We start from the raw sequence: 12,970 nt of genomic DNA, 5'->3' as shown, positions 1-12,970 counted from the left end.
GAGTCGCAGGCGAGTGGATCACCGGTCAAGTCCCGGCAGCGGCAGCGGCGCGAAGGCGTGCCCGGCCCACAGCGCGCGGGACGCTTCCTCCGGGTACGACGTGGTCGTGAGGTCGGTGTCGAAGACCGCGACCGCGCGGCGCCGGGTGTCGTAGGCCGGCCAGCCCGGGTCACCGGTGTGGGCGAAGGCGGCCCACGCAGTGACTAAGTGCCGGGCGACCACTTCGGTTTCGGCGGGCGGTTCGGCACCGAGGAGCAGGGCGGACAGGCTCCCGTGGCGGTTTCCGAGCACCAGCGGCACGTCGAGGCTGTGGCAGGCGCCGAGCACGCCGTCCAGGCCGGGGGCCGGCCAGACCAGCTCGTACGCGTGGGCTCGGCCGCCGCCGGCCACCTGTGCCTCGGCCAGGCGGTGGCTCGGCATGCGGAACAACCAGTCGGAGGTGACGAGCTCGAACAGGCGCTCGGCGCTCGCGTCCGGGTAGGTCCGGCGGTAGCGGTCCGGGTCCGGCGCGAGGGCCCGCAGCGCGGCCTCGGCCTCCTCGTCGGTGACGGTGCCGAGGCGGCCTTCGAGCACGATTGACAGGCGGGTCTCGTCCCGGGTGTGGCCGGCGATCAGCTCGATCCCGCGCCCCGCGCCGGCGGCCAGCGCCTCGAATGGGGTGCGGGGCAGCACCTCGCCGTCGACGACCGGCGAGAACGGGACCGCGGCGTGCGCGGCGGCGCCCCAGCGTCCGGCGTAGGTCCGTAGCTCGCCGCTCACCGAGTCGGCAGCGGCGACGAGCCCGGCCGGCGACACACCGCGCAGATCATCGACCGTCGGCTCGCGCCCCGTGCGGGCGGCGATCTCGGTCATGACGTCGGCGGCCAGCGGCGGGGTGAAGAACGTCCCGGATCCACTTTGGACGATGGCCCGCCGGAACAACCCGGCCGCGCCGGGCATCGCGAGCAACGCCGCGACCGAGCCACCGCCCGCCGACTGGCCGGACACCGTGAGCCGCGCCGGATCACCCCCGAACGCGGCGATGTTCGCCCGCACCCACTCCAGCGCGGCGATCTGATCGAGCAGGCCGCGGTTGTCCGGCGCGCCCCGCAGGTGCCCGAACCCTTCGACGCCGACGCGGTAGTTGAACGTCACCAGGACAACGCCCGCTTCGCGAGCCAGGTTCGCGCCGTCGTACGCCGGATCGGCCGCGTGCCCGAACTGGAACGCACCGCCGTGGATCCAGACCAGCACCGGCAACGCAGCGCCCGCCTCGGGGCGCGGCGACCACACGTTGAGCGTCAGCCAGTCTTCGCCGGGCACCGCGTTCGACGGCGGGCCGAGCAGCAGCGACTGCGGTGGCGGCGGTCCGAACGCGAGTGCCTCGCGCACGCCGTCCCACGCCCGCACCGGCCGCGGCGCGGCGAACCGCAGCTCCCCCACCGGCGGCTGCGCGAACGGGATGCCGCGGAAGACGGCCGGCCCGTCCTCGACGCGGCCCCGCACCGATCCGGCCTCCGTGCGGATCTCGGGGGCGTTCATCACGGCTTCCTTCCCGCGGCTGGTCCACCTCAACGGTCTCGTCGAGGTGGACGAGCGTACGGGGGCCAGGCGTCCGGGACCTCGTCAATTTCCGTTACCAGCGAACGCGCCGCCTCACCTGCGCCGGGCCAGGTCGGCCGGGCTGCCGCTCGGCATGCCGACGCCGGATTCCGCGTAGGCGCGCAGGCTTTCGGTGAAGTGGTTCCAGCCGCGGGTGCACATGTCGAGGCAATCGAGCTCCGCGGTCAGGCCGTGGTGACGGAAGCGAAGCTCCGTCGCGCCGTCGACCGGGACGATGGTGAAGGCCGGCCGCGTGCCGACCCAGTCGGGGAGGAAGTCGCACGAGGTCACGGTCCAGCGCACCACGCTCGGCCGCGTGGCTTCGTCGACCCGCATCACGCACGGGTCCGGATGGGAGAAGAAGAACCGGAGCTCGCCGCCGGCGTCGCCTGATCCCGTGACGCGGGTCCACCACGCGCCGAGGCCGGCGACAGTCGTGAGCGCGTCGAACACGGTGTCGGGAGCCGCGTTGACCGAGACGGTCTTCTGGTAGTCCGGGGTCATGACGGGGGTTCCTTTCCTTCGGCCGAACGCAGAGCCTGGATCGACTCGGCGATCGTCTTGATCCGCCGCAGCCGGGCGTCCCACGCCGCGCCGACGGAGGTCAGCTGCGCGACGGCGCGGGCGAACTGCGCTTCGTTGACGACGTACCGGACCTCACGCCCGTCCTTGCGGGCCACGACCAGCTCCGCGCGCTCCAGCACGGCGAGGTGCTTGGCGACCGCCTGACGCGTCACCGGCAGGTGCTCGCTCAGTCCCGTCGCCGTGCCGAACCCGTCGGCCAGCAGCAGGTCCAGCAGGTGCCGCCGGGTGGGGTCGCCGAGGGCGGCCCACAGGTCGTCGTCGATCACGAGTGCACCAGGCCGGCCGCGTATGCCGCCAGGTTGGGCAGGTGTTCGTCCCAGCCCGCGGTGTGGTCGAGGTAGTACGCCTCGAGCCGCGCCGCCTCCCACCCGATCTCGCGGAAGCCGGCCTCGGTGAGTTTCAGCAGCGTGCCGCCGTCCGCGGGCACCAGCTCGAACGTGACGAGGAACGAGTTCTCCGGCGTCGCCGTTTCCCCCTCCGGCTGCACCCAGCGGAACACGAACCGCCGCGGCGGCTGCGCCTCGACGACGGACACCGGCACGACGACCGTCCCGCTCCCGTCCCGGCGCGGCCGGTTCAGAGTTCCCGCGGTCCCCTCGAACACCGCGTCGAACCCCCACCACGCCGCGATGTGCTCGGGCTGCGTGATCACCTCGTAGACGACTTCGGGCGGCGCCGCCACCCGGATCTCGCGCTCGATGGTGCCGTACTCCATGGCCGTCCTTCCCCTTTCGCAACCGATGGTTGCAGGTTAGGGGACGCCGCTTCGCCGCGCAACCATCGGTTGCAGGTGCCGCGGCCCAGTAGCCTGGTCCAATGCCCGTCGAACCCGGCGCCCGCGACCGGCTGCACCGGCTGGAGTCGATCACCGACACCGCCCTCGGCCGGCTCGAACTGGAGCCGCTGCTGCGCACGCTGCTGGAGCGCGTGCGTGAGCTGTTCGACGTCGACACCGCGACCGTGCTGCGCTACGACGAGGCCGCCGGACGGCTCACCGCGATCGCGTCGGCGGGCATCGAGGAAGAGGTCTTCCAAGGCGTGCGGGTGCCGGTCGGAGCCGGGTTCGCCGGGCGGGTCGCGGCGCAGCGCGCACCGGTGCTGATCGACCATGTCGACGAGTCGACCGTGATCAACGCGCTGCTGTGGGAACGCGGTCTCAAAGTGCTCCTCGGCGTGCCGATGCTCGCCCGCGACGAGCTCGTGGGCGTGCTGCACATCGGGTCCACAGTGGAGCGTGCGTTCGACTCGGACGACATCGAGCTCCTGCGGATCGCCGCGGCCCGCCTCGCGTTGACGATGGTGGCCGAGGCCGCGGGCGAAGACCGCGCGGCCGCGACGGCGCTGCAGCGAAGTCTCCTGCCGGCGCGCATCGCCTCGGTGCCGGGCCTGGACTTCGCGTCCCGCTACGTGCCCGGCGCGGACTTCGCCGTCGGGGGCGACTGGTACGACGTGTTCCCGCTCCCCGGCGACCGCCTCGGCATCGTCATGGGCGACGTCGCCGGCCACGGCCTCGGCGCCGCCGTGGTGATGGGCCGGCTGCGCAGTGCCCTGCGCGCGTACGCGCTCGACGCCGCGAGTCCCGCGGAGGCGCTGGGCAAGCTGAGCCGCAAGATGAACCACTTCGAGGAAGGCATCATGGCGACCGTCGCGTACGCCGTCGTGCCGCCGGACCGCGAAACCCTCGTGCTGTCCCTCGCCGGGCACCCGCCGCCCGTGCTGGCCACGCCCGGCTCCCCCGCGCGCCTGCTGGACGTCCCGCCGGACCTGCCCGTGGGCCTGGGCCTGCCACCCGCGGACCGGCGCGACACCGTGGTCGCGCTGCCGCCGGAGTGCACGCTCGGCTTCTACACCGACGGCCTCGTCGAACGCCGCGACGCCGACCTCGACGACGGCTTCCGCAAACTGACCACCGCCATGACCACGGGCGACCCGGAAGCCGTGTGCGCCCGAGTGATGGCCGCGCTCGTCGGCACGAACCCGGCCCAGGACGACGTCGCGCTGCTGGTGGTGACGAAACGGCCGGTGCGTCCCTAATCGCCCGGTGGGCGCCCACCGGGGAATTCCCCGATGCGAAGCACCCCGCGCCGGCCCCACGCTGGGCTGCGACGTGTCGCCCAGCCCGGGAGGTCCGGCAGAGATGGTGTCGTGGAGCCGCGTGAGCGAGGCGGACGTGGTGCGCGCCGCGCAGGAGTACGACCGGCTCGGGGCGGAGGCGTTCTTCGCGGCGCACGGGTTCGGCCCGTCGCGCACCTACGAGCTGGTGTGGGACGGCAAGCGGTACCCGCACAAGGCCCTGCTCGGTACGGCGTACGAGTTCGCCACCGGCGAGCGCCTCGCCCCCGGCGACTTCGAAGGCGGCAAAGCGGGCGCGGTGGCGGTGCTGGGGAAGCTCGGCTTCACGATCGAACAGCGCCGGCCGTAAGTCTCGGCACCGGCCGGCGAAACCGGCCACAACACTTCCGTAAGAACCGCCGTAACGTCCCGATAATGGTGACTCCGCGTGCTGCTCCCTAGGGTGAGGTCCACCGCCCACCGAACCCTGGAGTGTCTGTGAGTCCCCGATTCGACGGCCTGCGCGCCGTGTTCTTCAACAGCACGCTGAAGCGCTCGCCGGAGCCGAGCAACACCGAAGGACTCCTGCGGGTGAGCGCGGAGCTCATGCGGCGCGAGGGCGTCGAGGTCGAGGTGATCCGGACGATCGACCACGACATCGCCGTCGGGGTGTACCCCGACATGACCGAGCGCGGCTGGGCGAGCGACGAATGGCCGGCGCTGTACGAGAAGGTGCTGGCCGCCGACATCCTGGTCCTGTGTGGACCGATCTGGCTCGGGGACAACTCGTCCGAAATGAAGAAGGTCATCGAACGGCTCTATGCGTGTTCACACCTGCTCAACGACGCCGGCCAGTACGCTTACTACGGACGCGTCGGTGGCTGCCTGCTCACCGGCAACGAGGACGGGGTGAAGCACTGCGCGATGAACGTGCTCTACAGCCTCCAGCACCTCGGTTACACGATCCCGCCGCAGGCCGACGCCGGCTGGCTCGGGCCGATCGGCCCGGGTCCGTCCTACCTGGACCCGGGGTCGGGCGGGCCGGAGAACGACTTCACGAACCGCAACACCACGTTCATGACGTGGAACCTCATGCACCTGGCGAAAATGCTGAAGGACGCGGGCGGAATCCCCGCGTACGGCAACCAGCGAGCGGCCTGGGACGAGGGCGAGCGGTTCGATTTCACCCATCCCAACCCCGAATACCGCTGAGAGGACACCGATGACCACTGTCGGGAAGATGCTCGTGCAAAGCCTGGCCGACCACGGCGTGTCCGCGATGTGGGGCGTGGTCGGCGACGCGCTGAACCCGATCACCGACGCGCTGCGCCAGGAGCCCCGCATCCGGTGGATAGGAGTCCGGCACGAGGAGGCGGGCGCGTTCGCCGCGGGCGCGCAGTCGCAGCTCACCGGCCGGATCGGCGTGTGCATGGGCACCGTCGGACCGGGCTCGCTGCACCTGCTCAACGGCCTCTACGACGCGAAGAAGTCCCACACCCCCCTGCTCGCGATCTGCGGCCAGGTGCCCAGCGCCGAGATGGGCAGCGACTACCACCAGGAAGTGGACAACGACGCCGTGTTCCGCGACGTGTCGGTGTTCTCCCGCACGATCACCGACCCGGCCCAGTTCCCGTACCTGCTGGAGCTGGCGGTGAACGCGGCGTACGCACGCAACGGGGTGGCCGTGCTGACCCTGCCGGGCGACATCGCGGGACGCGAGCTGCCGCACGGCACGCAGGAGCCGCGGTTCGTGAGCCAGCACCCGCCGGTGACCCCGGAGGCCGGGGCGCTCGGCGAGGTGGCGGCCGTGCTCAACGGCGCGGACACCGTGACCATGCTGGTCGGCTCCGGCGCACGCCCGGCCCGCGACGAGGTGCTGGCGACGGCGGAAACCCTTGCCGCGCCGATGGTCCTGACCCTCAAGGGCAAGGAAACCCTCGAACGGGACAACGACTACCAGGTCGGGCAAACCGGCCTGATCGGCAACCCCGCGGCGCAGCACGCGCTGAGCCACGGCGACGTGCTGCTGATGGTGGGCACCGACTTCCCGTACCGAGACTGGTACCCGAAGGGCAAGACCGTGGTGCAGATCGACCACGAGGGTGAACGCATCGGCCGCCGCGTGCACGTGGACCACGCGCTCGTCGGCGACGCCCGCACCACGCTGGCCGCGCTGCTGCCGCTGCTCGAGGCGAAGCCCTCGCGCGCGCACCTCACGGCGTCCCGCGAGCGCTACACGAGCTGGCGCGACCGCCAGCGCCACCTCGCCGACCCCGGCTACGACTCCACCGTCACCGGCCGCGTACGCAAGCAGTTCGACAACCGCGAGCGCGCCATCCGCCCTGAGGTGCTCGCGGCAGCTATCGACCGCCACGCCGACGCCGACGCGGTGTTCACCTCCGACACCGGCATGTCGACGGTGTGGCTCGCCCGCTTCGTGACCCTGCACGGAAACCGGCAGCTGCTCGGGTCGTACAACCTGGGCTCCATGGCCAACGCGCTGCCCCACGCCCTCGGTGCCGCCCAGCTCGACCCGGCCCGCCAGACCATCGCGTTCTGCGGTGACGGCGGCCTCACCATGCTCATGGGCGAACTGCTCACGGTCGCGGCCTACGAGCTGCCGGTGAAGATCTTCGTGTTCGACAACTCCCGCCTCGGCATGGTCAAGCTCGAGCAGGAACAGGGCGGCATCCCCGAGTTCGGCACCGTGCTCAAGAACCCGGACCTCGCCGGCGTCGCCCGGGCCTGCGGCATCCACGCCGTTCGCGTCGAGCACTCCGACCAGGTCGACGCCGGTGTCCGCGCCGCACTGGCCCACCCCGGCCCGGTGCTGGTCGACGTCGTCACCAATGCCGAAGAGATCGTGATCCCGCCGAAGCCCACTGTCGGCCAGGCGTGGGGCTTCGCCATCGCCAAGATCGAGGAGACCCTGATCTCGGCGCACGACGTCGACGAAAAGGCGTAACCGCCTCCGCAGCCCAAGAGGCCCGGCCGTTCCTCGGCCGGGCCTCTTCTGTTTTGTGCCAGTCACACGGTCGGGTGACGCAGACCTGCTCAGCTGGGCAGACGTCGGTGCCGGGGATTCACCCGATACGGCGGCGTCTCAGGGATTGATCACCGTATTGACGGTTGGTCTGAATGGCGCAACTATTTCGCGCATGTCCGAACCCGTGGCGTTTCGGAACGAGTAAGCCGCCCGGGTTCGAAGAACCAGCACCGCACCGACGGTGTCTTTGTCCTGCCCGGAAAACGGGCGCGGGAACGACGAACAAGGAGAACGTGCATGCGATCCAGTCCGCGTTGGCGGAAGGTGGTGACGGGGTCGATGGCCACCGCGTTGGCGATCGCGGCGGTGACCTACACCGGGGCGAGCACGAGTGCGTACGCGGATGTGCAGGTGTTCACCGACAGCAAGACCGCGGCCGACGGCAAGCAGTACTGGGTGCAGAACCACCTGGTGTCGAAGGATCTCACCGCGAAGTCGGGCACGCCGAAGAAGTGGCTGCTCGTGTGGGCCGGTGACGAGAACATCGCCGACACCGCGGTGAAGGACGTCAAGAACCTGCCGGGTACCCTCGGCGGCGGGCTCAACAAGGTGAAGAACACCTTGCCCGGTCCCGATTTCCTCGCTGTGATCGACGCGACGCAGGGCTCGCCGTCGTACGGCAAGGTCGTGAACACCGCGACGGTCGGCCCGCTCGTCGAGAACGAGCCGCACCACATGCAGTACGTGTGGCACAAGGGCGACACGATCTACGCGGGCGCACTGTTCGCCGCGGCGACGTATGCGTTCGATGTGAGTTCCTTGCCACAGCTGAAACTCAAGGGCGTCAGCCTGCCGACACAGACGCTCGGCGGTTCGGTGCCCGACGCGTACTGGGTGCTCAAGGACGGCACGGCGTACGGCACCTACATGGGCGGGCCGGTCGTGCCCGGGCCGTACACCTACCAGGACGGCAGCACGCAGATCGGCAACGGGTTCGCCGGCAGCCCCGGCGAGGTCGTGCACTTCGACCAGAACGCGCAGGTCCTGTCACAGAACCCGGCCGCGACACCGCAAGGCGACAACCCCAAGCTGTGCGACAACCTCCCGCAGCTCGGGAAACCGACGTGCGCCAACCCGCACGGCGTGCAGGCCCGCGAGGATCTGAACACGTTGGTCACCAGCGACTACGCCGAACCGCGCAACATCATCCTCGACCCGGTGAAGCAGCCGTCGCCGTACCTGCGGCGCCCGACCGTGCGCACGTGGGACATCTCCGACCGCAACCACCCGAAGCTCAAGGCGGTCTCCTACCTGCCGGACGGCCCGCGCGCCGACCCGGCCGACCCGCTGCACTCGGAAAGCCGCGCGGTCATGGAGACCACGGTGACGAACCTGCCGGGCCACAAGGGCGCCTTCGCCCAGACCATGCAGGGTGGAGCGGTGTTCTACACGCCGGACATCACGGCGAAGGATCCGCATTGGATCGAGGTGTTCGACGACGGGGCGGCCAACAAGGCCATCTACCCGGGCAACGACGCCAACGGCGCCAGTTCCAACGGCGGCTGGATCCAGACCAGCCCGGACGACAAGTACCTCTACCGCGCGATCGTCGGGCGGCAGAAGGGCACGCTCGGCGCGGACGACCCCGGCACCACCGGCGGCGTCTACGTGCTCGACATCCGGAAGCTGGTCAACGCCGGCGACCGGATCGAGGACATCCAGGGCCGTGTAGACACCAAGGCCAAGGCGCAGCAGGGCGGCGGCGGTGACCTGCCGACGGTCGTCGGCGCGGCGCCGATCAACCCCGGCACGCCGGGCGCCGGCCCGCACTGGGGCGCCTACGACAACCTCGCGCTCGGCAGCGACGGGTTCTACCACGAGACGGCGCAGCCGCAGCACCTCGCGGTGTCGAACTACTTCGTCGCCCGGTCCGGTTTGGACGGTGACCACAAGGTCAACCTGCTGAACCTCGGCCCGGACGGGAAGATCTCCGTGGACCAGAACTTCCGCGACGAGTTCACCGGCCAGGTCGGGATCAACTTCAACCGCAAGTCCTGGCCCCACGGCGACTTCGGCAACGCCAAGCCGCACTCGGAGCTGTTCGTGGCCGCGGACGCCGACGTCAAGTGACCCCTCCGGTGCCGGGCCGCTTCGGCGGCCCGGCACCGGACCTCCCCGGAAGGTCCACGATGGATCACCACGACCTCACGGCCGCCACCGGTTCGTCCGGAGTGGACGCGCTGGCGCTCGTGCTGCGGCTCGCGTTGCTGCTCACCACCGCCTTCCTCGCCGGCGCGGGGCTGCTCGCTCCGCTGGCCGACTCACCCGGCCGACGGACGCGTATTGTCCTTTTCGGACTCGGCGGTGCGTCGGCGCTGCTGGCCGTCGGCTCGTTCTTCGCCGTGCCGATCAACCCGATCGCGCTCGCCGTGCACGTCCTGCTCGCGCTCGCCGTGCCGCTGCTGGTGAGCCGGCCGCGGTTCGGACGGTGGGCGTCGGTCGCGCTCGTCGGACTGGTCGTGCTCGAGACGTCGGCCGGCCGCTCGGGTCTCGGGTTCGCCGCGGACCTCGTGTACGTGGCGGGCGCCACCGTCTGGTTCGGGTTCGCCCTGCTCAGCGCCTCGCCGGACGGGCAGTGGCAGGCCACCGCCATCAGGCCTGGACCGCTGTCCCTCACACTCGGCGGACTCCTGGTGCTGGCCGGCGGGGTCGAGCTCGCGCTGTCCGGCCCCGGGTTCGACCGGCGGCTCTACACCACGCTGTTCGGCCTCACGGTCCTGCTCGCCGTGGTGCTGCCCCTGGTCGTGACGGTGCTGGCCGTGGTGCTGCGGCGCGACACCGGCCGCACCTACCGCTTCGGCGCGGTCGGCGTGGCGCTCGCGTTCCTGGCGTGGGCCGCGCTCGCGGCGATCCCGGCCCCTCCCCCGCTGCCCGTGCCCGGTGTGCCGCTGCTCGCCGACGCCGGTGGCTACCCGGTCCTGGTCAGCCCGCAGCGCCCGGGCCACAACCTGGTCCACTTCCCGGCCGGCGCCGGGGCCGACCTCGCGGTGACCGCCTCGGACGGCTCCGTTGTCCAGTCCGTCGCGCGGCCCGGCGCCGAGGGCACGTGGGCCGACGTCGTCCTGCCACCCGGGCGCAGCGACCTGCGGATCCGCCGCGGTGACGCCACCACCGCCGTCGAGGTGGACGCCGGCACCGAGCCCGGCCCGGGTGTCACGGCCGACTCACCGGAATGCGCGTCCGCGGCGCTCGGCGGGCTCGTCGCGGGCCGTCGTGACGTGCTCATCTCGTGCCCGGCCGACGCACTGTCCCCCGAGGACAGTGGCGCGCTGGTGAAACTGGTGGACTTCCTGGCTGCCCGCAAACCCGCCGCGCTCACGCTCGTCGACGACACGTCGCCCCGCGGCCGGGCAGCGTCCCGGCTCGTGCGGGACACCGCCGCCCGTCACGGCTTGGGCGTCCAGGCCGAACCAGGACCGGACACCGCGCTGGTCGTCGTGGCCGGCTGGGCCGGTGGTTACCCCGCGTTGACGCAGGCCAAGCAAGCCCAGCAGAGCCGCCCGACCTACCAGTACGGCCTGTACCTGGCGCCGTGGCTGCTCAACGCCCCGCTCGTGAACGCGGTCGCCAGCTCGTCACTGCCCCTGCGCTTCGACCCGCGAGACCCCACGGCGCTGTCCTACGCCATCGCGGTCGGCGACGAGTTCGGCGGCGAGAGCCCGACCGTCGGCGGGTTCGCGCGGTGGCTCGGCCCCGCGGCGGCGACGGGCGAGGTGCAGATCTACGCGTCGGCGCAGGTCAACGCGATGCCGATGGACCCCGGGGAGCCCCACGCCCCCGGCATGGTGATGGACCGCGACTACGCCGGCCAGTGGATCCCCGACGGGACCGTCGTGCCGATCTCCGCTGTCCTTCGCTGAACCCGCAGAAATCCCCGAGACAAGGAGAAACCGCATGAAACGCAGGATCCTGCTCACCCTCGCCGCGGCCGCGGTGTTCACCGGCCTCGGCGCCGGCGTCGCCGACGCGGAACCCGCCGTCTGGGCGGTGCCCGGCGTCGACCTCGGTGGCGTGCTCGGACCGCTGGGGCAGCCGGTCGACCTGCTCGCCCCGGTGTTCGGCCTCATCACCACCGTGTCCTGAAAACCTTCTACCGAAAGGAATCCCGATGAAGAAGACCCTCGTCCGCGCCACCGCGATCGCCGCGTTCGCCGGCGCCGCCACGCTCGTCGCGTCCGGTCCCGCCCTGGCGTCCACCAGTGACACGCCCGGTGTGGTCGTCGTCGACGAGCCCGACACGAGCGACTTGAACAACATCTGGACGTTCGCCCCGCTCGGCGTCCCGCCGCTCGGCCTCCTCCAGTCGCTCGGCGGCGTGCCGGGCAAGCTGCTGCCCTCCTGGGGCTGATCCCCGCGGCCACGGCGGCCCGCCCGCCGCCGTGGCCGGTCCCCCTCGACCCTGGAGTTCCCATGTCCGTGAAGAAACCCCTGCCGGCGAGCCAGTTCCTGCTGTCGTCGCCGACGTCGTGCGAGGCGCCCCGGCCCGCGCCGGAAGAGCCCGTGCGCGTGGTGCCGCTGGCCGTCGCCGCCGTGCTCGGCGTCGCGCTGAGCTGGTACGTCTGGGCGACCTACGGCGGCAAGTACGGCATTTTGCTCGCGCTGGGCCTCGCCCTCGGCGTCGCGTTGTTCCACTCCCGTTTCGGGTTCACCTCCGCGTGGCGGCAGCTGATCGCCGTCGGCAACGGTTCCGGCCTGCGGGCCCACGCGCTGCTGCTCGGCACGGCCACCACGCTCATCGCCCTCATCGCGGGCACCGGCGCCGGGTTGTTCGGCGCCACGCCGAAGCTCACCGCGGGGCCGATCGGCCTGCCGCTGTTCGTCGGCGCGGCGGTGTTCGCCATCGGCATGCAGCTGGGCGGCGCGTGCGCGTCCGGCACGCTGTTCGCCGTCGGCGCGGGCCAGTCGACGATCGTGCTCACGCTCGGCGGGTTCATCGCGGGCTCGGTGCTCTACAGCTGGGCCTACCCCGTGTTCACCGGCTGGCCGCAGGTCTCCGGGTTCCTGCTCGCCGACCACGTCGGCTGGGCCGGTTCCTGGGCGATCACGCTGGCCGCGCTCGCCGTGGTCGTAGTGGTGACCCGGCTCGTGCAGGCGCGGCGCACGCCGCCCCCGGTCGAACCCGTCCCGACCGCGCACGGCTTCGCGCGCGTGCTGCGGGGTTCGTGGCCGCTGCTCGTCGGCGCCCTCGTGCTCGGCGTGCTCGCGGCGGCGGTCGTCCTCGTGTCGGGCTCGACGTGGGGTGTCACGTTCGCGTTCACGCTGTGGGGCGCGAAGCTGCTGCAGCTCGTCGGCCTGCACCCCGAGACCTGGGAGTTCTGGCAGACAAGCACCAACGCCAAGGCGCTCGCCGGCCCGATCTGGACGGACAAGACCAGCCTCACCGACCTCGGCATCATCCTCGGTGCGGCCGTCGCGGCCTCGGCGGCCGGGACGTGGAAGATCCGGGCGGAAATCCCGTGGCGCACCGCGGTGGCGGCCGTGCTCGGCGGCATCCTGATGGGCATCGGCGCTCGGCTCGCCGGCGGGTGCAACATCGGCGCGTACCTCGCCGGCATCTCCACCGGCAGCCTGCACGGCTGGCTGTGGGGCCTGTTCGCCCTCTTCGGCACCTGGGTCGGCCTGCGGCTGCGGCCGTTGTTCGGGCTGGTCAACCCGCGGCCGAGCGACAGCATCTGCTGACCAGGTGGTGGGACACCTTGTCGAGGC

At 71.7% G+C, this 12,970-nt stretch carries 13 protein-coding genes; 9 read left to right on the top strand and 4 right to left on the bottom strand.

What is annotated here, in order from left to right; all coding sequences use genetic code 11:
• Positions 1-18 precede the first annotated feature (18 nt).
• From AB0H62_RS22790 to AB0H62_RS22775, 4 genes are all read right to left on the bottom strand, one after another.
• On the bottom strand, positions 19-1,521 hold the full coding sequence (locus tag AB0H62_RS22790; protein WP_360587986.1) for a carboxylesterase family protein: 1,503 nt from the start codon (positions 1,519-1,521) through the stop codon (positions 19-21).
• A gap of 114 nt (positions 1,522-1,635) precedes the next feature.
• Positions 1,636-2,085: an SRPBCC domain-containing protein gene (locus AB0H62_RS22785; protein ID WP_220239534.1), complete on the bottom strand. Its 450-nt coding sequence runs from the start codon at positions 2,083-2,085 to the stop codon at positions 1,636-1,638.
• On the bottom strand, positions 2,082-2,432 hold the full coding sequence (locus tag AB0H62_RS22780; protein WP_255637839.1) for a metalloregulator ArsR/SmtB family transcription factor: 351 nt from the start codon (positions 2,430-2,432) through the stop codon (positions 2,082-2,084). The genes AB0H62_RS22785 and AB0H62_RS22780 overlap by 4 nt, the downstream gene beginning before the upstream one ends.
• A complete protein-coding gene (locus AB0H62_RS22775; RefSeq protein WP_220239533.1) occupies positions 2,429-2,881 on the bottom strand; it encodes an SRPBCC domain-containing protein in 453 nt (150 codons plus the stop codon). Before AB0H62_RS22775 ends, AB0H62_RS22780 begins: the two co-directional genes overlap by 4 nt.
• A 101-nt stretch (positions 2,882-2,982) precedes the next feature.
• On the opposite strand from AB0H62_RS22775, the gene AB0H62_RS22770 reads away from it, so the two are divergent.
• The 9 genes from AB0H62_RS22770 (at position 2,983) to AB0H62_RS22730 (ending at position 12,943) form a co-directional block, all read left to right on the top strand.
• Entirely contained in the window at positions 2,983-4,200 is a 1,218-nt protein-coding gene (locus tag AB0H62_RS22770; RefSeq protein ID WP_220239532.1) for a GAF domain-containing SpoIIE family protein phosphatase, read from the top strand.
• A gap of 121 nt (positions 4,201-4,321) precedes the next feature.
• Positions 4,322-4,588 carry a hypothetical protein gene (locus tag AB0H62_RS22765; protein ID WP_220239531.1) on the top strand — a complete coding sequence of 89 codons (267 nt, stop codon included), beginning with the start codon at positions 4,322-4,324 and terminating at the stop codon, positions 4,586-4,588.
• A gap of 128 nt (positions 4,589-4,716) precedes the next feature.
• Positions 4,717-5,430 (top strand): flavodoxin family protein, encoded by a 714-nt coding sequence (locus tag AB0H62_RS22760; RefSeq protein WP_220239530.1) that lies wholly within the window; start codon positions 4,717-4,719, stop codon positions 5,428-5,430.
• 10 nt (positions 5,431-5,440) lie between these two features.
• Positions 5,441-7,183: a thiamine pyrophosphate-dependent enzyme gene (locus tag AB0H62_RS22755; RefSeq protein ID WP_360587982.1), complete on the top strand. Its 1,743-nt coding sequence runs from the start codon at positions 5,441-5,443 to the stop codon at positions 7,181-7,183.
• A 360-nt stretch (positions 7,184-7,543) separates the two neighbouring features.
• On the top strand, positions 7,544-9,334 hold the full coding sequence (locus AB0H62_RS22750) for a hypothetical protein (RefSeq protein ID WP_360588173.1): 1,791 nt from the start codon (positions 7,544-7,546) through the stop codon (positions 9,332-9,334).
• A 59-nt stretch (positions 9,335-9,393) separates the two neighbouring features.
• Complete coding sequence (locus AB0H62_RS22745) at positions 9,394-11,124, top strand: hypothetical protein (RefSeq protein ID WP_360587980.1); 1,731 nt, start codon at positions 9,394-9,396, stop codon at positions 11,122-11,124.
• Between the two features lie 34 nt (positions 11,125-11,158).
• Positions 11,159-11,347 carry a hypothetical protein gene (locus tag AB0H62_RS22740; RefSeq protein ID WP_360587978.1) on the top strand — a complete coding sequence of 63 codons (189 nt, stop codon included), beginning with the start codon at positions 11,159-11,161 and terminating at the stop codon, positions 11,345-11,347.
• A gap of 25 nt (positions 11,348-11,372) precedes the next feature.
• The gene (locus tag AB0H62_RS22735) at positions 11,373-11,612 is read left to right on the top strand and encodes a hypothetical protein (protein WP_220239525.1); all 240 of its coding nucleotides are present in this window, start codon (positions 11,373-11,375) and stop codon (positions 11,610-11,612) included.
• Between the two features lie 62 nt (positions 11,613-11,674).
• On the top strand, positions 11,675-12,943 hold the full coding sequence (locus AB0H62_RS22730) for a YeeE/YedE family protein (RefSeq protein WP_360587976.1): 1,269 nt from the start codon (positions 11,675-11,677) through the stop codon (positions 12,941-12,943).
• The last annotated feature ends 27 nt before the right edge of the window (positions 12,944-12,970 follow it).

The sequence above is a fragment of the Amycolatopsis sp. NPDC050768 genome, from assembly GCF_040654155.1.
In the GTDB taxonomy this organism is placed as follows: Bacteria; Actinomycetota; Actinomycetes; order Mycobacteriales; family Pseudonocardiaceae; genus Amycolatopsis.
The sequence above is the reverse complement of the archived record's forward strand: the minus strand, read 5'-3'. Positions and strand labels throughout refer to the sequence as shown.